The 21,540-nt window shown below is 69.2% G+C and carries 21 protein-coding genes; 10 read left to right on the top strand and 11 right to left on the bottom strand.

Translation table 11 applies throughout. From position 1 onward, the window contains the following. The first annotated feature begins 39 nt into the window (after nucleotides 1-39). Nucleotides 40-2,505, top strand: a complete 2,466-nt coding sequence (locus ACWF82_RS02880) for an MMPL family transporter (protein WP_452497347.1) — start codon at nucleotides 40-42, stop codon at nucleotides 2,503-2,505. A 9-nt stretch (nucleotides 2,506-2,514) separates the two neighbouring features. Here the strand turns inward: ACWF82_RS02880 and ACWF82_RS02875 are convergent, their stop codons facing one another. Then, nucleotides 2,515-3,087: a hypothetical protein gene (locus tag ACWF82_RS02875; protein ID WP_452497345.1), complete on the bottom strand. Its 573-nt coding sequence runs from the start codon at nucleotides 3,085-3,087 to the stop codon at nucleotides 2,515-2,517. 265 nt (nucleotides 3,088-3,352) lie between these two features. Between ACWF82_RS02875 and ACWF82_RS02870 the strand changes: the two genes are divergently transcribed. Next, complete coding sequence (locus ACWF82_RS02870; protein WP_452497343.1) at nucleotides 3,353-4,810, top strand: aldehyde dehydrogenase family protein; 1,458 nt, start codon at nucleotides 3,353-3,355, stop codon at nucleotides 4,808-4,810. Nucleotides 4,811-4,866: 56 nt separating this feature from the next. Here the strand turns inward: ACWF82_RS02870 and ACWF82_RS02865 are convergent, their stop codons facing one another. Continuing rightward, the gene (locus ACWF82_RS02865) at nucleotides 4,867-5,700 is read right to left on the bottom strand and encodes an SDR family oxidoreductase (RefSeq protein ID WP_452497341.1); all 834 of its coding nucleotides are present in this window, start codon (nucleotides 5,698-5,700) and stop codon (nucleotides 4,867-4,869) included. A 77-nt stretch (nucleotides 5,701-5,777) separates the two neighbouring features. On the opposite strand from ACWF82_RS02865, the gene ACWF82_RS02860 reads away from it, so the two are divergent. After that, entirely contained in the window at nucleotides 5,778-6,737 is a 960-nt protein-coding gene (locus ACWF82_RS02860; protein ID WP_452497339.1) for an LLM class F420-dependent oxidoreductase, read from the top strand. 44 nt (nucleotides 6,738-6,781) lie between these two features. Here ACWF82_RS02860 and ACWF82_RS02855 read toward each other — a convergent pair whose 3' ends face one another. Continuing rightward, nucleotides 6,782-7,789: a 2Fe-2S iron-sulfur cluster-binding protein gene (locus tag ACWF82_RS02855; RefSeq protein WP_452497337.1), complete on the bottom strand. Its 1,008-nt coding sequence runs from the start codon at nucleotides 7,787-7,789 to the stop codon at nucleotides 6,782-6,784. 56 nt (nucleotides 7,790-7,845) lie between these two features. Here ACWF82_RS02855 and ACWF82_RS02850 point away from each other — a divergent pair, with 56 nt between their 5' ends. From ACWF82_RS02850 to ACWF82_RS02835, 4 genes are read left to right on the top strand one after another with little or no spacing between them, the layout of a single operon-like run. Continuing rightward, nucleotides 7,846-9,276: a class I adenylate-forming enzyme family protein gene (locus tag ACWF82_RS02850; protein ID WP_452497335.1), complete on the top strand. Its 1,431-nt coding sequence runs from the start codon at nucleotides 7,846-7,848 to the stop codon at nucleotides 9,274-9,276. After that, nucleotides 9,254-10,150, top strand: coding sequence for an acyl-CoA dehydrogenase family protein (locus tag ACWF82_RS02845; RefSeq protein WP_452497333.1), 897 nt, complete (start codon nucleotides 9,254-9,256; stop codon nucleotides 10,148-10,150). Before ACWF82_RS02850 ends, ACWF82_RS02845 begins: the two co-directional genes overlap by 23 nt. After that, nucleotides 10,137-11,225, top strand: a complete 1,089-nt coding sequence (locus ACWF82_RS02840; RefSeq protein WP_452497331.1) for an acyl-CoA dehydrogenase family protein — start codon at nucleotides 10,137-10,139, stop codon at nucleotides 11,223-11,225. The genes ACWF82_RS02845 and ACWF82_RS02840 overlap by 14 nt, the downstream gene beginning before the upstream one ends. 1 nt (nucleotide 11,226) lies before the next feature. After that, nucleotides 11,227-11,991, top strand: a complete 765-nt coding sequence (locus ACWF82_RS02835; RefSeq protein ID WP_452497329.1) for an enoyl-CoA hydratase/isomerase family protein — start codon at nucleotides 11,227-11,229, stop codon at nucleotides 11,989-11,991. Nucleotides 11,992-12,045: 54 nt separating this feature from the next. Here ACWF82_RS02835 and ACWF82_RS02830 read toward each other — a convergent pair whose 3' ends face one another. Continuing rightward, nucleotides 12,046-12,810 (bottom strand): SDR family NAD(P)-dependent oxidoreductase, encoded by a 765-nt coding sequence (locus ACWF82_RS02830; protein ID WP_452497327.1) that lies wholly within the window; start codon nucleotides 12,808-12,810, stop codon nucleotides 12,046-12,048. Between the two features lie 100 nt (nucleotides 12,811-12,910). On the opposite strand from ACWF82_RS02830, the gene ACWF82_RS02825 reads away from it, so the two are divergent. Next, complete coding sequence (locus ACWF82_RS02825; RefSeq protein WP_452497325.1) at nucleotides 12,911-14,056, top strand: thiolase family protein; 1,146 nt, start codon at nucleotides 12,911-12,913, stop codon at nucleotides 14,054-14,056. A 102-nt stretch (nucleotides 14,057-14,158) separates the two neighbouring features. On the opposite strand, the gene ACWF82_RS02820 is transcribed toward ACWF82_RS02825, so the two are convergent. Next, nucleotides 14,159-14,812 carry a TetR/AcrR family transcriptional regulator gene (locus tag ACWF82_RS02820; protein WP_379034401.1) on the bottom strand — a complete coding sequence of 218 codons (654 nt, stop codon included), beginning with the start codon at nucleotides 14,810-14,812 and terminating at the stop codon, nucleotides 14,159-14,161. A 171-nt stretch (nucleotides 14,813-14,983) separates the two neighbouring features. Here ACWF82_RS02820 and ACWF82_RS02815 point away from each other — a divergent pair, with 171 nt between their 5' ends. Continuing rightward, complete coding sequence (locus ACWF82_RS02815) at nucleotides 14,984-15,769, top strand: enoyl-CoA hydratase (protein WP_452497323.1); 786 nt, start codon at nucleotides 14,984-14,986, stop codon at nucleotides 15,767-15,769. A 14-nt stretch (nucleotides 15,770-15,783) separates the two neighbouring features. After that, nucleotides 15,784-16,278 (top strand): hypothetical protein, encoded by a 495-nt coding sequence (locus ACWF82_RS02810; RefSeq protein WP_452497321.1) that lies wholly within the window; start codon nucleotides 15,784-15,786, stop codon nucleotides 16,276-16,278. A 59-nt stretch (nucleotides 16,279-16,337) separates the two neighbouring features. Here ACWF82_RS02810 and ACWF82_RS02805 read toward each other — a convergent pair whose 3' ends face one another. The 6 genes from ACWF82_RS02805 to ACWF82_RS02780 all read right to left on the bottom strand — a co-directional run bounded on the left by ACWF82_RS02805 (nucleotide 16,338) and on the right by ACWF82_RS02780 (nucleotide 21,530). Continuing rightward, the gene (locus tag ACWF82_RS02805) at nucleotides 16,338-17,117 is read right to left on the bottom strand and encodes an acyl-CoA dehydrogenase family protein (protein WP_452497707.1); all 780 of its coding nucleotides are present in this window, start codon (nucleotides 17,115-17,117) and stop codon (nucleotides 16,338-16,340) included. Nucleotides 17,118-17,185: 68 nt separating this feature from the next. After that, complete coding sequence (locus ACWF82_RS02800; RefSeq protein ID WP_452497319.1) at nucleotides 17,186-18,310, bottom strand: acyl-CoA dehydrogenase family protein; 1,125 nt, start codon at nucleotides 18,308-18,310, stop codon at nucleotides 17,186-17,188. Beyond that, nucleotides 18,307-18,723, bottom strand: coding sequence for a nuclear transport factor 2 family protein (locus ACWF82_RS02795; protein WP_452497317.1), 417 nt, complete (start codon nucleotides 18,721-18,723; stop codon nucleotides 18,307-18,309). The genes ACWF82_RS02800 and ACWF82_RS02795 overlap by 4 nt, the downstream gene beginning before the upstream one ends. Continuing rightward, nucleotides 18,710-19,927 (bottom strand): metal-dependent hydrolase family protein, encoded by a 1,218-nt coding sequence (locus tag ACWF82_RS02790; RefSeq protein WP_452497315.1) that lies wholly within the window; start codon nucleotides 19,925-19,927, stop codon nucleotides 18,710-18,712. Before ACWF82_RS02790 ends, ACWF82_RS02795 begins: the two co-directional genes overlap by 14 nt. 3 nt (nucleotides 19,928-19,930) lie before the next feature. Continuing rightward, a complete protein-coding gene (locus ACWF82_RS02785) occupies nucleotides 19,931-20,278 on the bottom strand; it encodes a hypothetical protein (RefSeq protein WP_452497313.1) in 348 nt (115 codons plus the stop codon). Then, nucleotides 20,265-21,530 carry an aromatic ring-hydroxylating oxygenase subunit alpha gene (locus ACWF82_RS02780; RefSeq protein WP_452497311.1) on the bottom strand — a complete coding sequence of 422 codons (1,266 nt, stop codon included), beginning with the start codon at nucleotides 21,528-21,530 and terminating at the stop codon, nucleotides 20,265-20,267. Before ACWF82_RS02780 ends, ACWF82_RS02785 begins: the two co-directional genes overlap by 14 nt. Nucleotides 21,531-21,540 lie beyond the last annotated feature (10 nt).

Raw genomic sequence — 21,540 nt, 5'->3', positions numbered from 1 at the left:
GTCTCGTATAGTTGAAGCGCAGCCGAGGTGAGGACAGTCATGGCGGAACTTCTGTATCGGCTCGGCATCCGGTCCGCGCGCAGGCCGTGGATCGTGATCGGCGGCTGGCTGGCGATCCTGGTGGTCGGTGGTGCCGGGTACTCGATCGGATTCGCCGGGCTGGCAACGTCGTTCGAAATTCCCGGCCTGCCGTCGTCGAAGGTCGTCGCCGAGCTCGAGAGCGCGCTGCCGGAGTACGCCGGGGCCTCGGGCAGTGTCGTGTACCGCGCGGTGGACGCGACGCCGCTGACCGAACAGCAGCGCGCCGCGATCACCGAGGTGGCCGACGGCATGGCCGAATTGACCGACGTCGCCCGGGTATTCGACCCGTTCCGGGTCGAGCAGGAGCGCGCGGCGGGCCAGGCTCAGGTGACGGGTGGGGCGCAGTTCATCTCGGCGGGCCGGGCGCGATCGGAGGCCGAACAGGCTCAGCTCGACGCCGCGCTGAGCCGGGTGCGGTCCGAGCGTGCCGGGCTGGAGGCCCGTGTCGCCGCGACCGGCGACGGGACGGGATCGCTGCGGGATCGGTTGCGCGCGCTCTCCGCCGAGGAGACCGACATCGACGCCGGATTGGCGCGGCTGGCCGCGAACCGCGCCGGTCTGGACCGCCAGGCGGCGATGCTCGCGGACGGCACCGCGCTGCTCGCACTGGCCGCACCGCTGCGCGCCGTCGCCGCCGACGGCGCCACCGCCGTGGTGACCGTGACCTTCACCGAGCCCCGGCTGGAGCTGGCCGACAGCTCGAAACGGGGTGTCATCGACTACGTCGAGCAGCATCCGATCGAGGGTGTCGAGGTCGGCATCTCGGGGGAGATCGCGCAGGGTATGCCCGCGGTCTTCGGGATCGCCGAACTGGTGGGGATCGGGTTCGCCGCCATCGTGCTCGGCGTGGTGCTGCGCACGCTGATCGGCGCGGCGATCCCGCTGGTCAGCGCCACGGCCGGGGTCGCGGTGGCGCTGCTCGTCGCGCTGTCGTTCTCCGGGGTCGTGCAGATGATGATGACCACGCCCATCCTCGCCATCATGCTCGGGCTTGCGGTCGGTATCGACTATTCGCTGTTCGTGGTCAACCGGCATCGGCGCCAGGTGCTCGGCGGCACCGATCTGGTCGAGTCGATCGGGCTGGCCAACGGAACTTCGGGCAACGCCGTCGTTTTCGCTGGTGCGACAGTGGTCATCGCGCTGCTGGCGCTCAATGTCGTCGGGATTCCGTTCCTCGGCTTGATGGGGTCGGTCGGCGCGTTCGCGGTCGCCGTCGCGGTGCTGCTCGCCATCACCTTGACACCCGCCCTGCTCGGTCTGGCCGGGCATCGGTTGGCCGGGCGCGGTGGCCCACCCCGGGAGAAGACGGAGGCGCCGATCGAGCCGATGCGGAATCGGCGCGCGGTGGGGACGGTCGCCGGCGTCGCGGTGGTGCTGCTACTGGTCGCCGCGCCGCTGTCGGCCATGCGCGTCGGTCTGCCCGACGGTTCCACCGAGCCCGCCGGGTCCCACGCCCAGCGCGCCTATGTCATCACCGAGGCGGAATTCGGTGCGGGCGCGAACAGTCCGCTGCTGGTGGCCGCCCAGCTGCCCGCCGATCTCGACGACGCGGGTGAGCTGGCCGCGCAGCGGCGGGTCGCGACCGCAATCGGCGCGGTGGACGGAGTGGTCGGGGTCGCGGCGGTCGCCGTCGCGAAAACCGGTGGCCTTGCCGCGTTCCAGGTGATGCCGGAAGGCGGCCCGAACAGTGATTCGACCGCGCATGTCGTCCGGGAGCTGCGCGCACAGGAGACGGTCGACGGGGTGATCGCGCTGGGTGTCGCCGGGCAGGCGGCCATCGATATCGACATCTCGGAGCGGCTGGCGCAGGTGCTGCCGCGCTATCTGGCTGTCATCATCGGGCTCTCGCTGCTGATCATGATCATGGTGTTCCGGTCGCTACTGGTGCCGCTGGTGGCGACGGCGGGATTCGTGCTGTCGCTGGCCGCCACCTACGGTGCGCTGGTCGCGGTGTTCCAGTGGGGGTGGGGGTCGGCGATCATCGGGCTCGACACACCCGGTCCGGTGCTGAACTTCCTGCCGATCATCCTGGTTGGCTTCCTGTTCGGGCTCGCCATGGACTATCAGCTGTTCCTCGCCTCGGGGATGCGCGAGGCGCGGGTGCATGGTGCGCCGGCGCGGGTCGCGGTCATGGAGGGTCTGCGGGCGGGCCGGGCCGTGGTGTCGGCGGCGGCGCTGATCATGGCGCTGGTGTTCGGCAGCTTCGTCTTCGCCGAGTCCGGCATCATCCGCTCGATCGGGTTCGGGCTCGCCGTCGGAATCCTGTTCGACGCCTTCGCCATCCGGATGCTGCTCATGCCCGCCCTGCTGCATCTGCTCGGCGAGCCCGCCTGGAAGCTGCCGGCGCGGCTGGATCGGATGATCCCGAATGTGGACGTGGAAGGCGCGGCGCTGGAACGGCGCCGGACCGCAGGGGCCGGATGAGACAGGCGGTCAGCGCGCTGAGGGGACGTTCACGGCACCCCGCGCGGTCGCGAGCGACGCCGCATTGCTGTGAAAGGCCTCGATCACCGGCACCGTACCCGTCTCGGTGTCGGTCGCGGCCAGCGCGCGTTCCTTGAAAGCCCGTGCGGCGCTGCTGAGGCGATGACCCATCACCTCGACCTGGCTCTCGAATTCCGCGGGCAGCGGACCCCACAGCACGATCTCGATCAGATCGTGCTCCAGACAGTTCCGGACGCCGTCGCGAACCCGGCTGTCGGACCGCAGCAGGCCAGGGGCGACCGCGAGCGCGTCGGGCCAGGTGTGGTGTACCGGAACAGCGAGCGGCCCTTCGAGTTCGAGCACACTCGCGCCGAGGATCTGCAGCGGCCGCAGATCGGTGACATCGGTGAGAACGGCATTCACGTCCCAGCCTGCCATCGACCGGTCGAACAGCCAGCCACCGGCATGGGCGACCACTTCCCTGGCATCGGTCGCCAGTACCGCCAGCCGGCACCGCAGCGGGTGCCGGTGCGCGTACGCCCACCAGTCGACGATCGGTCCTGCCCCCTGAGCACCATCCACGAGCAATCCATTCCGAGAGATCGAAGCGCTTTCAGCAGTCGTACTACAAGTCCACCGGCCCTGACAGGGAAAATCGGGAAGCTGTACGAACGGACAAATCTGGACGGTCGACCTGGTAAGGGCGGGGTGGAGCGGGTCGCCGCTGTGCAGAGAATTAGATTTCCGAAAATTAGAATGAAACTCTTGACCGCGGTCTCGCTCCGGTGTTAAGCCTGACTTCGAGAGATGTGGCCATGTCTGGCCGTGACGCCGAAGGGGATCCGCGATGACGCTGCGATCGGTTCTGGACGAAATACGTGAGCGACCCGGAAAAGGCGAGGTCATCCCGATCATCGACCCGGTGACCGAGGAGCAGATCACCGAGTTCACCGACTGTGGGCCCGAAGCGGTGGACGAGGCGGTGGCCCGCGCGAAGACCTCCTTCGAGTCCGGCGTCTGGCAGGGCCTGCCCGGGCGTGAACGGGCCAAGATCATGTGGCGGATCGCCGACCTCATGGACGAGCACGCGCAGGAGCTCGCCGAGCTCGATTCCCTCAATACGGGAATGCCGCTCGCGCAAGCGAACATGATCGTTCCCACCTGTGCCGAGTTCTTCCGCTACTACGCGGGCTGGTGTACCAAACTCAACGGCTCGGCCTACGAGGTGCAGATGACCGGCGGCGTCTCCGGCGCCTACGCCGACATGCACGCCTACACCCTCAAGGAGCCCTACGGTGTGGTCGGCCTGATATTCCCGTGGAACGGGCCGGTGTTCAACGCCTGCGCGAAGCTGGCGCCCGCACTGGCCGCCGGTTGCAGCAGTGTGGTGAAACCCGCTGAGGAGACGCCGCTTTCGGCGCTGCTGCTGGATCGGCTCATCGCCGAGGCTGGTGTTCCCGACGGTGTGGTGAACCTGCTGACCGGCTACGGGCACACCGCCGGTGCGGCGATCACCGCCCACCCCGATGTCGAGAAGGTGGCCTTCACCGGTTCCACCGAAGTCGGCAAGCAGATCGTGGCGGCCTCGGTGGGCAACCTCAAGAAGGTGATGCTCGAGCTGGGTGGCAAGTCGCCGGTGCTGATCTTCGACGACGCCGACCTGGACATGGCGGTGATGATGGCCGCGATGGGTATCTTCGTGCACTCGGGCCAGGGCTGTGTCTGCGGTTCCCGGATCTTCGTGCAGCGTGGGGTGTACGAGCGCGTCGTGGAGGGCATCGCCACCGTGGCGAACAACCTCAGGCTGGGCGGCCCCAGGGAAGAGGGCAGCATGATCGGCCCGCTGATCAGCGCCAAGCAGCTGACCCGCGTCATGGGCTATATCGACGAGGGCAAGGCCGACGGTGTCGAGGTGGTCGCCGGCGGGCACCGGCTGGACCGCAGTGGCTATTTCGTCCATCCCACCGTGCTCACCAATGTGGATCCCGCGACGAGCCGGCTCTACCGCGAGGAGATCTTCGGTCCCGTGGTGACGGTGCTCCCGTTCGACGACGAGGACGAAGCGGTCGCGCTGGCCAACGACACCTCCTACGGCTTGGCCGCCACCGCGTGGACCACGAATCTCAGCCGGGCACACCGGCTCGCCAAGCGGCTGCAGGCGGGCACCGTGTCGCTGAACTGCCAGCTGGTGTTCGACCACGGCGTCCCCTTCGGCGGCTACAAGCAGTCCGGCTGGGGTCACGAGTTCGGGCGCGAAGGCGTCGAGTCGTACATGAAGACGAAGTCGGTCTGGGCGCAGCTCTGAACCGGTGGTGAGAAGTGGCGGCGGGGATCCCGCCGCCGCTTCTCGCGTCTGGAGGGTCAATCCACGAACAGGTCGGGCGTCGGGTGCTCGCCACCGCCGTAGCGGGACAGGTCGTCGATCCCGGCGAACCGCGCGACCGCCTCCGCGTCGAGGAAGCACCGGCCGGTGACGAGCCGCGCCGGCTGGGTGGCGATCGCCACGGCGGCGTCGGCCATGATCCGGGGGCTACGGGCCGAGCCGAGCTGCTCGGCGCCGTCCTCCAGTGCCGCGACGGCCGAGGTGGCGATGAACGTCTGCGGCCACAGGCAGTTGAAACCGATTCCGGCCTCGCCGAATTCGGCCGCCCACCCCTGGCTGAGCAGAGTCATGGCGTACTTGGACTGGGTGTAGACCGGGTGCGCGCCGAGCCAGTGCGGGGCGAGGTTGACCGGCGGCGAGATGCTCAGGACATGCGGGTTGGCCGACTCGCGCAGATACGGCAGGCAGGCCGTGGTGAGCAGGAACATGCCGCGCACATTGATGTCGTGCAGGAGATCGAAGCGCTTGATCGTGAGTGCCTCGGTGGGCTCGGTGGCGATGGCGCCCGCGTTGTTCACGCACACATCGATGCGCCCGAACCGCTCGACCGCGGTGGCCACGGCGCGGGCGACATCCGCTTCGCGGCGGACATCGCCGACGACGGCGGCAGCCCGGCCGCCGGCGGCCTCGACCTCGGCCGCGGCGGTGTGCACGGTGCCGGGCAGGCGGGGATGCGGTGCGTCGGTCTTGGCCAGCAGCACGACATTCGCGCCCTGTTCGGCGGCGGCCACGGCGATCGCCGCGCCGATGCCCCGGCTGGCGCCGGAGATGAGGACGGTGCGGTCGAGCAGCGGGCGATCCTGGTCAGTCATCGCGTTCTCCAAATATGGTATTGGTGTTCTCATTCTACGGAAGTAGCATATTCACTACTGGCTCATTTGGAGGAACCGTGCGTATCGGCGTGATGATCGGCCCGGAGAAAGGCGACTCCGGGCGCAAGCTCGAGCGCATGCTGCGTGATATCGCCTGGGCGGAGTCGGCGGGCCTTGACACCGCCTGGATTCCCCAGATACCCACCGACTTCGACGCGCTCATCACTGTCGCGGCCATGGGACTGGCCACCTCGCGGATCGAACTGGGCACGGCGGTGGTCCCGCTCCAGGCCCAGCATCCGGTCGCGCTGGCCCGCCAGGCGCTGTCGGCGCACGCGGCGGCGGGCGGCAGACTCGCCCTCGGCGTCGGGCCCTCGCACCACTGGATCGTGCGTGACATGCTCGGCCTGCCGTACGACAAGCCCGCGGCCTACACCCGCGACTATCTCGAGGTGCTGTCGGCCGGACTCACCGGCAGCGGGTCGGTGGACGTCGAGAACGGTACCTTCACCGTGCACAATCCGCTCGATCTCGGCCCGGTCGCCCCGGTTCCGGTGCTGGTCGCCGCGCTGGGGCCGGTGATGCTGCGGATCGCGGGGGAGCGGGCCGACGGCACCGTCCTCTGGATGGCCGACGAACGCGCGATCGCCGAGCACGTGGTGCCGCGGATCACCAAGGCCGCCGCCGATGCGGGCAGGCCGGCGCCGCGGGTGGTCGCCGGACTACCGGTGTGCCTGTGCGCGCCGGGGCAGGTGGACGAGGCGCGGGAGCGCGCGAACCGGATTCTCGGCGAGGCCGAGGTCTCGCCCAACTATCAGCGGCTGCTCGAACAGGGCGACGCGCGCACCATCGGTGACCTGTGCCTGGCCGGTGACGAGGACGCCATCGCGGCGGGTCTGCGTCGCTATGCCGAGGCGGGCGCCACCGATATCTCGGTGCGGCTGTTGCCGATCGGCGACGACCGCGACGCGCTGGTCGCCTCCAAGCGGCGCACCAGGGCGATGATCGCCGAGCTGGCCGAGCAGCTGCGCGGATGATGCCCCGGTGGCGCCCGGTGCTATCGCCTGGGCGCCACCGGAACTCACTCGTAGTCGACGGTCAGATCGGTGGAGTCCGGTATCGCCTGGCAGGTCAGGACGTAACCGTCGGCGACCTCGTCGTCGGTCAGCGCGTTGTTCTGGCGCATGGTCGCCCGGCCCGCGGTCACCTTGGCGATGCAGGTCGCGCAGTTGCCCTGCTCGCAGGAGAACGGTGGCGTGAGGCCACCGCGACGCGCGCTCTCCAGCAGCGTCTCCCCGTCTTTGCGGGGCACCGATCGCTTCTTCCCGTTCAGGATCACCGTGACGGTGCCACCTGAATCTGGTTCTGCCGCAGAGATTTCCGGTGCGGGGATCGCCGAGATGGGCGTGCCGAAGCGCTCGCTGAACACCACGCCCGGCCCGGGGAGCGCTCGCTCCACCAGGTCCATGAACGCCTCCGGTCCGCAGAGGTAGTGGTCTCCGGGCGCGTCGGCGCCGACGAAGGCGCGCACGGTCGCGGCGTCGAGGAAGCCGCGTTCGCTGTCGAGGTGGCGGACCACCTCGAGCCGGTCCGGGTAGCGGGCGACCAGCTCGGCGAGTGGCTTCTCGAACAGCATCGATGCCCGGTCGCGGTCCGCGCACAGCAGCCGGACCCGGCGGGTGGTGCTCGCCAGCGCCGCCTTGGTGAGCGACAGGATCGGGGTGATGCCGCTGCCGCCGCTGAAGCCGAGCAGCGCGACCTCGGTGTCGCGCAGGCAGAACCGGCCGGCGGCCCTGGACAGCTCCACCTCGTCGCCCTCGGTGATGGTGTCCAGCAGCCAGTTCGACACCGCGCCGCCGGGCACGCGTTTGACCGTGGTCATCAGCTCGGTATCGGTCTCCGGCGCACTGGACATCGAGTACGAGCGGAACAGTTCGGTGCCGTCCACGGTGACCCGGAACGTGCAGAACTGCCCCGCCCGGTAACTCAGCGGGCCGTTGTGCGGGGCGAGCACGAAGGTGCGTGCGTCCGGGCTCTCGGCCACCACCCGGGTCACGGTCGCTCGCAGATATGAAGAGAGTGTCGCCATGGACCGCGTCCTCCTGGTATGAAGATTCTATCGAAATGAGAATAGTATTCTCTCTCATGAGACGGGAACCTTCCAAGATGGCCGATACCGTGCCGAGCGCACTCGTATTCGAGGAGAGGGCCTACACCGCGGACGAGCTCGGCGCCCTCGCGGCCGGGCTCGGCGGGGAGCTCGCCGCCCAGGGCGTCCGGGCGGGGGACCGGGTGGCGCTCATGTCGTCGAACCGGCCCGAGTTCGTCGTCGCGGTGCTGGCCGTGTGGCGGATCGGCGCCTGCGTCGTCCTGATCAGCCCGGCCTGGAAACGGGACGAGGTCGGGCACGCTCTGGCGCTCACCGCGCCGGTCGCCGCCCTCGGTGACAGTCCTGTGCTCGGTGGACTGCTCCCGATGCGGCACCTGGACGACCCCATCGCCGTCGCGGAAGATGGTGCGGCCGAGCCTGATCCGGCCGCGGACGCGGTCCTGGTGTTCAGTTCCGGCACCACCGGAATGCCGAAAGCGGTGCGGCACACGCACGGTTCACTGGCCGTGGCGGTGCGGCAGTGGACCGAGGTGCTCGGGCTGACCGGAGCCGACCGGATCCAGATCGCCACCCCGCCCTCACACATCCTCGGCCTGCTCAACATCGTCACCGCGCTGCGGGCCGGTGCGTGGATGCGGCTGCACCGGCGCTTCGACCTCGACACCATGCTGACCTGTATCCAGGACGACGGCATCACGATCGAGATGGCCGTCGCGCCGATCGCGATCGCCCTCGCCGCGCATCCCGAGCTCGAACGCTACGACCTGAGTTCGCTGCGCTATATCATGTGGGGCGCCACCCCGGTGACGGCGAGTGTCGCCGAAACGGTGACCGTGCGTACCAGGGTGCCGTGGCTGCCCGCCTACGGTGCCAGCGAACTGCCGGTCATCGCGTGCAACCCCCTCGACGGTGCGCGCCTCGACTCGGTCGGCAAGGCCGCGCCGGGCGTCGAGATCCGGGTGGTCGACCTCGATACCGGAAAACCGGTGGGAGCGGGCGACACCGGCGAGATCCAGTGCCGCTCGGCCTCGGCGATGGCGGGCTACCTGCCCGCCGAGGCGACCGCGGACGCCTTCGACGGTCCGTGGTACCGCACCGGCGACGTCGGCCATGTCGACGCCGACGGCTGGATCCGGATCACCGACCGGGCCAAGGAGATGATCAAGGTCCGCGGCTTCCAGGTCGCACCCGCCGAGATCGAGGCGGTGCTGCATGCCCACCCCCTGGTCGGCGACTGCGCGGTATTCGGTACGCCCGACCCGAACGACGGTGAAGCGGTGGTGGCCGCGGTCGCCGTGCTCGACACCGTCGCCGCCGACGAGCTGATCACGCTGGTCGGTGACCACCTGGCCTCCTACAAGCGGCCCCGGCGTGTCGTTTTCGTACCCGAGATCCCGCGCCTGCCCTCGGGCAAGGTGCTCCGCCGAGTCCTCGAGGAGCGTCATGGACGTCCGACTGACCAGTGAGCAGCGGCAGCTGCGCGATGCCGCGGCCCGGCTGGCCGACGACCTCGGGCCGGGCTCGGTCGCCGATCTCGACGACGCGAACCGGCGTGCGCGACTCGAGAAGGCCGTCGATGCCGCGGGGTGGCGCACCTTGCGCTCCGATGGCGCCTCCGGTGTCGAAGTCGCCTTGGTCGCCGAGGAATTCGCGCGAGGACTCGTCGACGTCGCGTTCCTAGGACCGGTCCTGGCCGACGACCTGCGCGGGGCCGCCGAGGGGCGGTGGACGATCGGCGTCGACGGACGCGCTGTCGATGCCGCGGGCAGCGACCGGGTGCTGCTGCTCGACGACCGGCAGCTCTACGCCGCCGAGGTCGGTGCCCGGTTACCCGGCGCCGACCTCACCCGGACGGCCGCGGACACCGGCAGTGCGCGAGAACTGCTCGGTGAGCTGTCGCCGGAACAACTGGTCCAGTGGCGGGCACTGGCCGTCACCACGACCACCGCGGATCTGCTCGGCGCGGCACGCGGCACACACCGGCTCGCGGTCGACTACGCGAAAGTTCGCGCGCAGTACGGCCACCCCATCGGCACCTATCAGGCGGTGGCGCATCTGCTCGCCGAAAGCCTGGCGCTGATCGAAGGTTCGATCAGCGTGCTGCGTTACGCCGCCTGGTCGGTGGACGAGCTGGCGCCCGCCGAGGCATTGCGCGCGGCGCGGATCGCCAAGGTCTACACCGCCCGAGCCGCCCGCACCGTGTGCGAGACCTCGATTCAGGTGCACGGCGGCATCGGCAACACCTGGGAATGCCTGGCGCACGTCTACTTACGCCGGGTGCTGACCTCGACCGAACTGTTCGCTACACGTCTGGAGGACATCGACCGTGGACTATCGTGATTCGCCGGACGAAGCCGCCTTCCGTGCCCGGTTGCGGAAGTGGCTGGCCGGTGCGGCCGCGTCCTTCCCCTCCTCCGGCGACGAGTACTGGGCCCGCGCGGGGGACTGGCATCGGGCGCTCTACGGCGCCGGCTTCTTCGGCCTGTCCTGGCCGACGGAGTTCGGTGGCCACGCGCTGGCACCGGTCTACGACGTCATCCTGGACGAAGAGCTGACCAGGGCGGGTGCGCCTGCCCGCCCCAGCCTCGGCTATCTGGTCCACGGGCTGGGCAGGCACGCGAGTCCCGCACTGCAACAACGCTTCCTGCCCGGCATGATCGACGGCTCGCAGCGGTGGTGTCAGGGCTTCAGCGAGCCGGACGCGGGTTCGGATCTGGCCTCCCTGCGCACGACGGCCACCCGCGACGGCGACGACTACGTGCTGCACGGCCACAAGATCTGGACCAGCTACTCCGATGTCGCCGATTGGTGCCTGCTGCTGGCCCGCACCGACCCGGACGCCCCACGACACAAAGGCATTTCGGGATTCATCGTGTCGATGCACCAGCCGGGGGTCGAGCAGCGGCCACTGCGGATGATCAGCGGGGTCACCCGTGAGTTCGGGCAGGTCCGGTTCGACGGTGCCCGCGTCCCGGCCGACCGGATGGTCGGCGCGCCCGGCGACGGCTGGAAGCTGGCGATGACGGTGGTCGGGCACGAACGTGAGCCCGCCACACTGGGTTTCGCGGCCCGCTACGCGAAGACGGTGCGGCAGCTCGAGTCCCGGGTCGACGGCCGTATTCCCGGCGAACTCGAGTGGGCGGCGGTCGAATCGGAGATGCTGCGGCTGCACGTGCGGCGCCGGTTGTCCGAGCAGCTGGACGGGCTCGTGCACGGCCCGGACGGCTCACTCGACAAGCTGCTGATGACCTGGGTGGAGCAAGCCGTCGGCCACGCGGCGCTCGCGGTGGCGGGCACCGCCGACGACGACATGCTCGGCAGCTACCTCTACAGCCGCGCCCAGAGCGTGATGGGCGGAACCTCGCAGATCCAGAAGAACATCATCGCCACCCGAATCCTCGAGCTAGGAGCCTGACATGTACGACCTGCCCCCCGAGATCCATGTCGAGGCCGACGGCCCGCTGCGGATCATCACGCTCAACCGGCCCGATGCCCTCAACGCCGTCGACGACGCGCTGCACTCCGGCCTGGCCGCGCTGTGGCCCCGGCTCGCCGCCGACCGCTCGGCCAGGGCCGCGGTGCTCACCGGGGCCGGCTCGGCGTTCTCCGCCGGTGGTGACTTCGCGTATCTGGCCGAACTCGCCCGCGATGCCGAGCTGCGCGCGAAGACCATCGCGCACGGCCGCGAGATCGTGCTCGGCATGGTCCGGTGCCGGGTGCCGGTGATCGCCGCGGTGAACGGTCCCGCCGTCGGGCTCGGCTGCAGCCTGGTGGCATTGAGCGATATCGCCTACATAGCCGAGGACGCCTACCTCAAAGACCCGCATGTGCAGGTCGGTCTGGTGGCCGCCGACGGCGGTCCGCTCACCTGGCCGCTGCACACCAGTCTGCTGCTGGCCAAGGAGTATGCCCTGACCGGCGCCAAGATCACCGCCGAGCGGGCGCGCGAGATGGGCCTGGTGAACCATGTGGTTGCCGATCCGCTGGCCGAGGCGATGGCCTGCGCCAAGCGGGTCGCCGAACTGCCCCAGCAGGCCGCGGAGAGCACCAAACGGCTGCTGAATCTGCATCTGGAGCGGGCTGTGCTGGCCACGCTCGACTTCGCGACCACCGCGGAGGACCTCTCGTTCCAGACCGAGGCCTTTCGCACGGTGATCACCCGTCTCACCGCCGGGAAATAGCGAACGCGCCCTGGGACCCGGAACCGTTCCGGGTCCCTTCGCTGCCGTGTGCCGCTAGCGCGGCGGAAAACGCAGCGCACCGTCGAGGCGGATGACTTCGCCGTTGAGATAGTCGTTCTCGACGATCGCGGTGGCCAGCTTGGCGTATTCGTCGGAGCGTCCCATCCGCTTGGGGAACGGCACCTGCGGACCCCAGTACCCCTCGAGCTGGTCGGCCGCCTTGCCGTAGGCGGGGGTGTTGACGGTGCCCGGAGCGATGGTGACCACCCGGATGCCGAGGGGGGAGAGGTCGCGGGCGGCGACCAGGGTCATCGCGGCGACACCGCCTTTGGCTGCGGCGTAGGGCAGCTGCCCGATCTGGCCTTCGAACGCGGCGATGGAGGAGGTGTTCACGATCACGCCGCGCGCGCCCTCCGCCAGCGGTTCGGTGGTCGCCATCGCCTCGGCGGACAGGCGCAGCACGTTGAACACGGCGGTCAGATAGAACTCGATGGTGGTGCGAAAGCCGGCCAGTTCCAGTGGCGAGCCGTCTTTGCCGATCAACCTGCCGCCCGTCGCCGGGCCGCCGTGGGTGTCGACCGAGATCCGCAGTGGGCCGAGCGATTGCGCCTCGGCGACCGCCGCCCGCACCGAATCCTCCTGGGTCGCATCGGTATGCACGTAGCGGATGCCGAGCTCCTCGACCAGCTGTTTGCCCTTGTCGTCGGCGACGTCGGCGACGACCACCTTCGCGCCCGCGGCATGCAGCCGTCGCACGGTCGCCTCGCCGAGGCCGCCGGTACCTCCCACCACGATCGCGGAACTTCCACTGATCTGCATAGCGCTATCCCTTCTTGTAAATATCAATCTCAATGGGGGAGAATACTATTCTCAGCAGGACACGTCAGCCCATTGCGGGCAATCCACCGAGGAGGCCCTCATGCCCGAAGCCGTCATCGTTTCCGCCCTTCGGACGCCGATCGGCACCGCCCGGAAAGGCACATTGCGCGACACCACCGCCTTCGACCTCGCGCACCACGTGGTCGGCGCGGTCGCCGGGGAACTCGACACCGACCGGATCGATGATGTGATCCTCGGCGAGGGCCGCTACGGCGGCGGTGTTCTCGCGCGCCATGCCGCGGTCACCGCAGGCCTGACCGCGGTGCCGGGCCTGGCCCAGAACCGGCACTGTGCCGCGGGGATGGCCGCCGTGCAGTCGGCGGCCGCGAGCATCAGGTCGGGGATGGACGAGCTGGTGATCGCCGGTGGCGTGAACAGTGATTCGACCGCACCGCGCGCGCGGTTCAAGGTCGGCGCGGACGAGTGGATCGACCCGTGGGTCTCGCCGAGTCACCCGGACCGCCCGGACGCCCCGGCCCTCGACATGTCGATCACCGTCGGCTGGAATACCGCGGTGCGCGCCGGGCTCACCCGGGACGACCTGGACCGGTGGGCATTCCGCTCCCATCGCAACGCGATCACGGCCATCGACGAAGGCCTGTTCAAGGACGAGATCCTCGCCGTCGAGACCCCGCACGGGCTCTTCGACGCCGATGAGCACCCGCGCCGCGACACCAGCCTGGAGCGGCTGGCCTCGCTGAAGGTGCTGCACCCCGAAATCGACGGCTTCTCGATCACCGCGGGTAACGCCTCCGGTGCCAACGACGGCGCCGCGGCGCTGGCGATCGCCTCCGACCGGCTCGGACTGCCCGCGCTCGGCTACATCCGGGGCTGGGCGTCGGTCGGTGTGGACCCGGCGGACACCGGGCTGGCGCCGATCGAGGCGATGACGAAGGCAGCGCGGCGGGCCGGGATCTCGCTCGGGTCGGTACGGCTGATCGAGATCAACGAGGCGTTCACCTCGGTGCCGCTCGCGGCGATCCGGGCGCTGGACCTGAACCCCGAGATCGTGAACTACAGCGGCAGCGGCTGCTCGCTAGGCCATCCGGTGGCGGCGACCGGAGCCAGGATGATCGTCACCATGGTCCACGAATTGCGCCGTCGCGGTGGCGGATTCGGCATCGCCGCGCTGTGCGCCGGTGGTGGAATGGGATCGGCGACGGTGATCGAGGTGCCCGCCGCCTGAGTGGCGCCGAGAGAAGGAGAACCGGCAGGTCGGTGGTGACCTGCCGGTTCTCGTGGTTGTTCGACCGGCGCCGGGCAACGCGGCCGCGGGGGAGCCGGAGACTCAGGCGCGCGCGAACCCGTGCGCGCAGAAGTTCCAGACCTCGGTGGCCGTGATCGGATGCTGGGTCTCCTCGTCGACCGCGCCGGTGGACTGCGCGGTGAACATGACGGTCTGCATCACCATGGCCGCGGCACGGCGGGTGTTCATGTCGGCGGTGATCTCGCCCGCTTCCTTGGCCAGGTCCATCAGCTCGGTGAACAGCGCCAGCACCGGTGCGTGCGCGACCTTGACGTGCCCGGGATGCGACACCAGCAGTTGCGGCGCGAAATCGGTGAACAGCGGGCGCTGGGCCGCGGGATCGGGCCGACACAGCTCGAACAGCAATTCGACGGTGACCTGGAGCTTGTCCATCGGATCGGTCTGGCCGTCCGCGGCCGCGCGCAGCTGCTCGGAGGTGCGCGAGAGCGCGTCCTCGAACAGGGCGAGCAGCAGCTCGTGCTTGCCGTCGAACTGCAGGTAGAAGCTGCGCAGCGACTGGCGGGAACGGTCGACGACCTCCTGCACGGTGAAGTCGGTACTGCCCTTTTCCGTGATGATGGCCTGCGCGGCATCGAGGAACCGCTGTACCCGCTCCTCGGCGCGCAGCGTCGCCGTGCGTAGCGATCGTTCGACCGCGCGCTGTTTCCAGGCCGGCTTCTCGCTCGGGCTGGTCACGGGCACCTCGATCCCCGGTCATGCGAAGAGAACATGAATGCACTGTACCGGAGAACCTCGTTTAACTGTGTAGCCATGTGCGGGATGTCGCAACATTTGAGAGACTGTTACTTCCGGTGATGAGAATGTTATTCTCATCAGATCGCATCCCGCCCGGCAAGGAGCATCGATTTGTACATCCGCTACGAAGTCGCCGATCGCATCGCGACGATCACCCTCGACCGGCCGGACGCCGCGAATGCCCAGAACGGTGAGCTGCTCGACGAGCTGGATGCCGCGTGGATGCGCGCCGCCGGATCGGCCGACGTCGCGGTCATCGTGCTCAGGGCCGAGGGCAAGCACTTCTCGGCCGGGCACGACCTGAAAGACAGATCATGGCCCGATCCGAGCACGATCACCCTGGACCGGATCTACGAGCTGGAATCGCGCCGCTACCTGGAGTATTCGCTGCGGTGGCGCAATGTGCCCAAGCCGTCCATCGCGGCGGTGCAGGGCCGGTGTATCGCGGGCGGGCTGCTGCTGTGCTGGCCGTGCGATCTGATCGTCGCCGCCGAGGATGCCTTGTTCTCCGATCCGGTGGTGCTGATGGGCATCGGTGGCGTCGAATACCACGGCCACACCTGGGAACTCGGTGCGCGCAAGGCCAAGGAGATCCTGTTCACCGGGCGCCCGGTGACGGCCGAGGAGGCCCACCAGGCCGGCATGGTGAACGCGGTCGTCCCGCGTGCCGAACTCGACGAGCACACCCGGCAGCTGGCCGCCCGGATCGCGAGCATGCCCGCGTTCGGTCTGCGGCAGGCCAAGCGGGCGGTCAACCAGACCTTGGATGTGCAGGGCTTCTATGCCGCCATCCAGTCGGTCTTCGACGTCCACCAGACGGGACACGGCAACGCGTTGAGCGTCAACGGCTATCCGATCCTGATCGACATGGCCGAAATGAAAGCGAACATCAAGTGAGACAAGGAAGTTTCATGCGCACATCCCTGCTCCGCACCACCGCGGTCTGTTGCGGTCTCGTACTCGCCACCACACTCACCGGCTGTGGCTCCGATGACGAGGCCGACACGGCACCGTCCACGTCCGCCGCCGCGACCAGCAGCGCGGCCCCGGCGACCGCCGACGCCGCCACCACGCAGGCCATCACCCAGACCTACACGACCTTCTTCGACGGCTCGAAGCCGGCGACCGAGCGGGCCGCGCTGGTCCAGAGCGGTGACGCCTTCCTGGCGATCCTGCAGGCCCAGGCCCAGAATCCGCAGTCCTCGGGAACCTCGGTCACCGTGTCCACGGTGAAGGTCACCGGCGCAGGCACCGCCGACGTCGGCTACACGCTGCTGATGGGCGGCAACCCGGTGCTGCCGGATCAGACCGGGCAGGCGGTGAAGGAGGGCGGCACCTGGAAGGTCGCCGCGACCACGTTCTGCGCGTTGCTGGCCATCCAGGGCGGGACCTCGACAGCCTGCTGAGCACACGCGATCGCCCGGTACCGCAGCGGTACCGGGCGATCGTCGTGTCGCGGCGCGGGTCAGAGATCGGCGAGCCGGGTGGCCGTGCCCGACAGCCGGATCGCCGTGCCCGCCTCGCGGGTGAGTTCACGCGCGCTGCCGAGCAAGCCGTCCAGGACCAGGGACCGGCGGACATGCCGGTGCAGCGCGTGTTCGGCGGTGAAACCGATGCCGCCCAGCACCTGCTGGCAGTGCCGGGCGGCGGTGCGGGCCGCTTGTCCGGCAGCGGCTTTGGCCAGCAGGGCGGCCGGCGCGTTGTGCTCGGCGCGGGCGGGGTCGAGGGCGGCCTCGTCGGCGACGGTCAGTGCCGCCTCGGCGCCGTCGAGCGCAACCAGGGTCTCGGCGAGGCGATGCCGCACCGCCTGGAACGCGGCGAGTGGGCGGCCGAACTGGGCCCGCTCCAGTGCGTGCGCGCGGGCCAGCGTCAGCATGGCGTGCCCGGTGCCGAGCAACCACCAGCCCAGGACGCGCCTGCCCTCGGCGAGTGGGTGCGCGGCCGGCGGGACACCTGCTGCGGCGCGGTAGAGCGGAAGCTCACCGTCGACCGAATCACCCTGTGGCACAATAGAAGCCGGATCGTTTCGCGCCCACCGTACCCAGCGCCCGCCCGCGAAGGGCAGGACCGCGGTGTCCGCCCCGGCGTGCGTCAGCACGTCGAGTACCAGTGGCGCGTGCGCGCCGGTCTCACCGAGCAGCCGGAACAGCACCGGGCCGGTGAGTTCGGGTGCCGCCGTGAGGATCTCGGGCCAGCCGAGCTCGGCCAGCGCGGTGTCCAGCGCGTGGCCGGTGTGGCCGGACATCGCGCGGCGGAGCGATCCGGTGAGCAGGGCGCGCTCGGCCGGATCGAGTCCTTGGTGTTCGGGCACGGTCATTCCTTCCCGAGATCGAGGAGCCTGCGGGCGATGATGTTGCGCTGGATCTCGGCGGTGCCGCCGTAGATCGTCGCCGCGCGGGAGTAGAGGAACTCGGTGCGCCATGGTCCGTCGTCGAGCTCGACCGCACCCGGCAGCAGATCGCGCGCGAGGTCGAAGAGTTGCTGTTCGGCGCCGGCGAGCAGCACCTTGTCGATCGAGGTCTCCGGGCCGAGCCGGGCACCCTCGGCGAGGCGGCGCTGGGTGCCGAGCGAGCGGCAGCGCGCGGTGTGCAGGGCGAGGTAGGCGGCGCCGAGTGCGTCGTCGTCGTGGTCGCCGACCTGCGCGAGGACCCGGTCGAGGCGGGTGAACAGGTAGGCGATCCGGTGCCAGAAACAGGTGGATCGTTCGTGGGGCAGCAGATCCATCGCGATCCGCCAGCCGTCACCGGGCGCGCCGAGCATCCGGTCGCCGGGAACCACCACCTCGTCGAAGAACACCTCGGCGAACTCGTCCACGCCGTGCATGGTCCGCAAGGGGCGCACCGTGATTCCCGGTGTGTCCATGTCGACGAAGAACGCGGTGATCCCGTCGTGGCCCGGTCCGGTCCGGGTGAGCAGGACGCAGCGGGCCGCGTACTGCGCGAGACTGGTCCACACCTTCTGGCCGGAGATCACCCAGTCCCGGCCGCGCGGTGTCGCCGCGGTGCTGAGTGAGGCGAGATCGCTGCCGGAGCCGGGCTCGGAGAACCCCTGGCACCACTGCTCGCGGCCGGAGAGCAGCAGCGGCACCATCTGCGCGGCCAGCGCGGGCGGCGCGTAGGAGATCATCGTCGGCGCCAGGACCTCGATCATCGACCAGATGCCCGGCTCGGCCAGGTCGCGGGTCGCGACCTCCTCACCCAGGACGGCGCGCAGCGCGGCGGGCCCGCCGAGACCACCGATCCGGTCGGGCCAGCCGTACCGCATCCAGTCCGCGTCGAACAGCGCCCGCCGCACCCGCGACAGCTGGGCGACGTGCCCGTCCAGGGATTCGCCGGGTGCCGGCGTCAGGTCGTTGGCGTCGAGCCACGCGCGCAGACGGTTCCGGAACTCGGAGAGCTCGTGCAGGACAGGCACTTCCGGGCCGGTGTCGATCGTCATGGCCGGGAACGCTCGAACGCGTGCGGGATCCCGGAATCGTGGTCGCCGTTGCGGCGGATGAACGTCATCCGCCGGGTGCGCAGCCGCCAGCCGTCGTCGGTGCGCACCAGTGTGTCGGTGTAGTAGCCGATGCGCATGTCGTGGGTGCTGTGGTCGACGAAGCACAGTGGTTGCGTACCGGTCGCGCTGTCACCGTCGATCTCCAGCACCGGAATCCCGGTGAGGAACAGCCCTTTCGGCGCGGCGGCGACGAGGTCGGGGAACAGGTCGAGGGTGTAGGTGTCGCCGAAGGCGCTGTAGGTGCCGTCGGGGGTGAACACCGCGAGCAGCCGGTCGATATCGCCCTGGGTGATGGTCACCGCGTAGCGGGCGAGCACCTGCTGGATCTCGAGCAGGTCGTCACTTCTGGACATGAATTCTTCCGCCTTTCATCACGAATCGCACGTCCCTGGTACAGGTGATGTCCGCGAGGGGATCGCCGGGGACGGCGATGACATCGGCCAGCAGCCCGGGGGCCAGCCTGCCGCGGTCTGAGACGCCGATCAGTTCCGCGGCCCGCACGGTGGCCGCGCGCAGCACGTCGATCGGTGCCAGGCCGCGTTCGACCAGGGCGACGAGCTCGTCGGCGTTGCGGCCGTGTGGAATCGCGGGCGCGTCGGTGCCCACCGCGATCCGGACACCGGCCTTGTATGCGGCCAGCACCGAGGTGCGGGCCTTGGGGAACATCTCGGCGGCTTTGGCCTGCAACGCCGGATCGGCCTTCGAGACATCCATGGCATCGGCCAGCCGGGTCGTCGGCACCAGCCAGGTGCCGTGCTCGACCATCAGCGCGATGGCCTCGTCGTCGATGAGGAAGCCGTGCTCGATGCAGTCGATCCCGGCGGCCACCGCGTGCTTGACCGCGTCGGCCCCGTGCGTGTGCGCGGCCACCCGCAGCCCGCGACGATGGGCCTCGTCGACGATCGCGCGCAGTTCCTCGTCCGAATAGTGCTGTGCCCCAGGTGCTCCGGTAAGCGACATGACACCACCGGAGACACAGATCTTGATCAGCTGCGCGCCGTGCTTGATCTGGTAGCGCACCGCCTTGCGCACCTCGTCGACACCGTTGGCGATGCCCTCCTCGATCGTCAAGTGCAGGACGTCCGGGGCGAAGGCCGCGAACATGGTCGGGTCGAGGTGCCCGCCGGTCGGGGTGATCGCATGGCCCGCGGGCACGATGCGTGGACCCTCGATCCAGCCCGCGTCGATCGCCTTGCCCAGCGCGACATCGAGCAGATAGCCGCCGGTCTTGACGAAGAGGCCGAGGTTGCGGACGGTGGTGAACCCCGCCCGCAGCGTGCGGCGGGCATTGCCCACCGCACGCAACACCCGCAGGGCCGGATCGTCTTTCACGCTGGAGGCGAGCCCGGTCTCCCCGCGCCCGCCCATCAGCAGATTGACTTCCATGTCCATCAGCCCGGGCAGCAGGACGACGTCGCCGAGCTCGACGACCTCGCCCTCGACGTCACCGCCGACACCGGTGATCCGGTCGTCCTCGACTCGCAGGATGCCAGGCCGGACGATCTCGCCGGTGTCGACATCGAGGAGACCGGCCGCTCGTAGCGTGCGCGTCGTCATCGGCTACACCACCGGTTCGCGCACGACATCCAGGTAGGCCGCACCCGAATCGGGCACCCGCGCCTGCTTCCAGACCTCGATCGGGAACGACACCATCACCAGCGACTGCAGCAGATGGAACAGGTGGCGGCCCTCCTCCGGCAGATCGTTCCACTCGTACTTGCCGTCGATGAAGTCCAGCGCGGGCTGCAGCCGCGGGAACACCGCGTCGTAGAGCTCCTGCATCTGTTCCATCGTCGAGGCCATCCGCTTGGCGTAGCGCTCGGGTTCGGTCGCCAGGATCCAGTCGCCGAAGCGCTCCAGGTCGGCGAACTCGGCGGGCAGCGCCTTGGTCGGATCAGTGCTTGCCATCGCGGTACTCCTTGACGATCTTCTGGGCGGTGCTGTGCAGGTGGCGGAGCAGGATCTCCTGATCGTTGAGCGGGAAGTCGGTGACCTCGCGGGTGGCGATCATGGTCTGGGTGGCCTCGAGAGTGTTCGCGTCCTGCAGCGCGTACTCCTTGAAGGTGACCGCGGCCAGCTCCTGGGCGAGGCGCTCGCGCGCGTTCTTCGCCGGCACGAAGTACAGGTTCGCCTCGAAGATGTGGCGGTCCACCGCGGTCGGCCAGTAGTGGTAGGTCAGGAACCAGCCCGGCGCCCAGAACAGCAGGGAGAAGTTCGGGAAGATCTCGAATTCGTCCACGCCCCAGGCTTTGTGGCCGGCCGGGTTGAGGCCGGGTGGCAGCGGATCGAGACCCTCGATGCCGGGGCGGTCCCACGGCCCGAACAGACCGCTGCGCAGTTCGCGCTCGAGGGGCTTGACCATCATCGGGTCTTTCGGCGGCGCCATACCGCCCCAGGAGGACACCATCGAGTGCGGGGCGTCGATCTCGTAGTGCAGCGCCTCGAAGCCGGTGCCGATGAGTTTGTCCGCTTCGTCCTTGACCGCCTGCTTCTGGTGCAGCACCGGCGCGTGGTAGAACTCGGCGAAGGCGTCGATGAACAGCTTCCAGTTCGAGCCGATCTCGGCCTTGTAGCTGTAGACCTCGCTCATCTCCGCGAACGGATAGCCTTCGAGGCCCTTCATCATCGGGCCCAGGTACTCGGTCAGGGGCGCCGCCGCTTCGTCCAGGTTGACGAAGACGAAGCCTTCCCAGATCTCGCAGCGCACCGGCTTGAGCCCGAACTTGTCCTTGTCCAGGTCGAAGAACTCACCCTCCTGCTGGACGAAGGTCAGATCGCCGTCGAGACCGTAGCGCCAGGCGTGGTACTTGCAGGTGAACTGCCTGCAGGTACCGGCGGTCTCCTCGTTGGGGTAGTCGTCCCATACCAGCTTGTTGCCGCGGTGCCGGCAGATGTTGTGGAAGGCGCGGACCACGCCCTCCTTGTCCTTGACGATGATCAGCGAAGTGCCGACGCAGGCAAGCTCTTTGGTGAAGTAGCTGCCGACCTTGGGCAGCTTGTTCACCCGGCCGACATTGAGCCAGCTCTTGCGGAAGATCGCCTGGCGCTCGTCCTCGTAGAAGGCGGGGTCGATCGAATCCGTGTAGTCCACCGGGGCGGTGCCCAGCTCGGGATAGTTCTGTGTCCAGCTCCCTGCCGCCGGTTTGGTGAAGTGTGCCAAGGGACTCCCT

It is taken from the genome of Nocardia sp. NPDC055053 (assembly GCF_053608285.1).
This window is presented reverse-complemented; position numbering and strand designations above follow the sequence as displayed.

Excerpts from the sequence above, each read along its gene's own strand:
- ACWF82_RS02805 (WP_452497707.1), bottom strand. The coding sequence starts at position 17,117 with ATGTCCGGCCACACCGGCCACGCGCTGGACACCGCGCTGGCCGAGCTC.
- ACWF82_RS02835 (WP_452497329.1), top strand. The coding sequence starts at position 11,227 with ATGTACGACCTGCCCCCCGAGATCCATGTCGAGGCCGACGGCCCGCTG.
- ACWF82_RS02795 (WP_452497317.1), bottom strand. The coding sequence starts at position 18,723 with ATGTCCAGAAGTGACGACCTGCTCGAGATCCAGCAGGTGCTCGCCCGC.
- ACWF82_RS02785 (WP_452497313.1), bottom strand. The coding sequence starts at position 20,278 with ATGGCAAGCACTGATCCGACCAAGGCGCTGCCCGCCGAGTTCGCCGAC.
- ACWF82_RS02790 (WP_452497315.1), bottom strand. The coding sequence starts at position 19,927 with ATGACGACGCGCACGCTACGAGCGGCCGGTCTCCTCGATGTCGACACC.
- ACWF82_RS02880 (WP_452497347.1), top strand. The coding sequence starts at position 40 with ATGGCGGAACTTCTGTATCGGCTCGGCATCCGGTCCGCGCGCAGGCCG.
- ACWF82_RS02810 (WP_452497321.1), top strand. The coding sequence starts at position 15,784 with ATGCGCACATCCCTGCTCCGCACCACCGCGGTCTGTTGCGGTCTCGTA.
- ACWF82_RS02850 (WP_452497335.1), top strand. The coding sequence starts at position 7,846 with ATGAGACGGGAACCTTCCAAGATGGCCGATACCGTGCCGAGCGCACTC.
- ACWF82_RS02845 (WP_452497333.1), top strand. The coding sequence starts at position 9,254 with ATGGACGTCCGACTGACCAGTGAGCAGCGGCAGCTGCGCGATGCCGCG.
- ACWF82_RS02830 (WP_452497327.1), bottom strand. The coding sequence starts at position 12,810 with ATGCAGATCAGTGGAAGTTCCGCGATCGTGGTGGGAGGTACCGGCGGC.
- ACWF82_RS02870 (WP_452497343.1), top strand. The coding sequence starts at position 3,353 with ATGACGCTGCGATCGGTTCTGGACGAAATACGTGAGCGACCCGGAAAA.
- ACWF82_RS02825 (WP_452497325.1), top strand. The coding sequence starts at position 12,911 with ATGCCCGAAGCCGTCATCGTTTCCGCCCTTCGGACGCCGATCGGCACC.
- ACWF82_RS02865 (WP_452497341.1), bottom strand. The coding sequence starts at position 5,700 with ATGACTGACCAGGATCGCCCGCTGCTCGACCGCACCGTCCTCATCTCC.
- ACWF82_RS02800 (WP_452497319.1), bottom strand. The coding sequence starts at position 18,310 with ATGACGATCGACACCGGCCCGGAAGTGCCTGTCCTGCACGAGCTCTCC.
- ACWF82_RS02855 (WP_452497337.1), bottom strand. The coding sequence starts at position 7,789 with ATGGCGACACTCTCTTCATATCTGCGAGCGACCGTGACCCGGGTGGTG.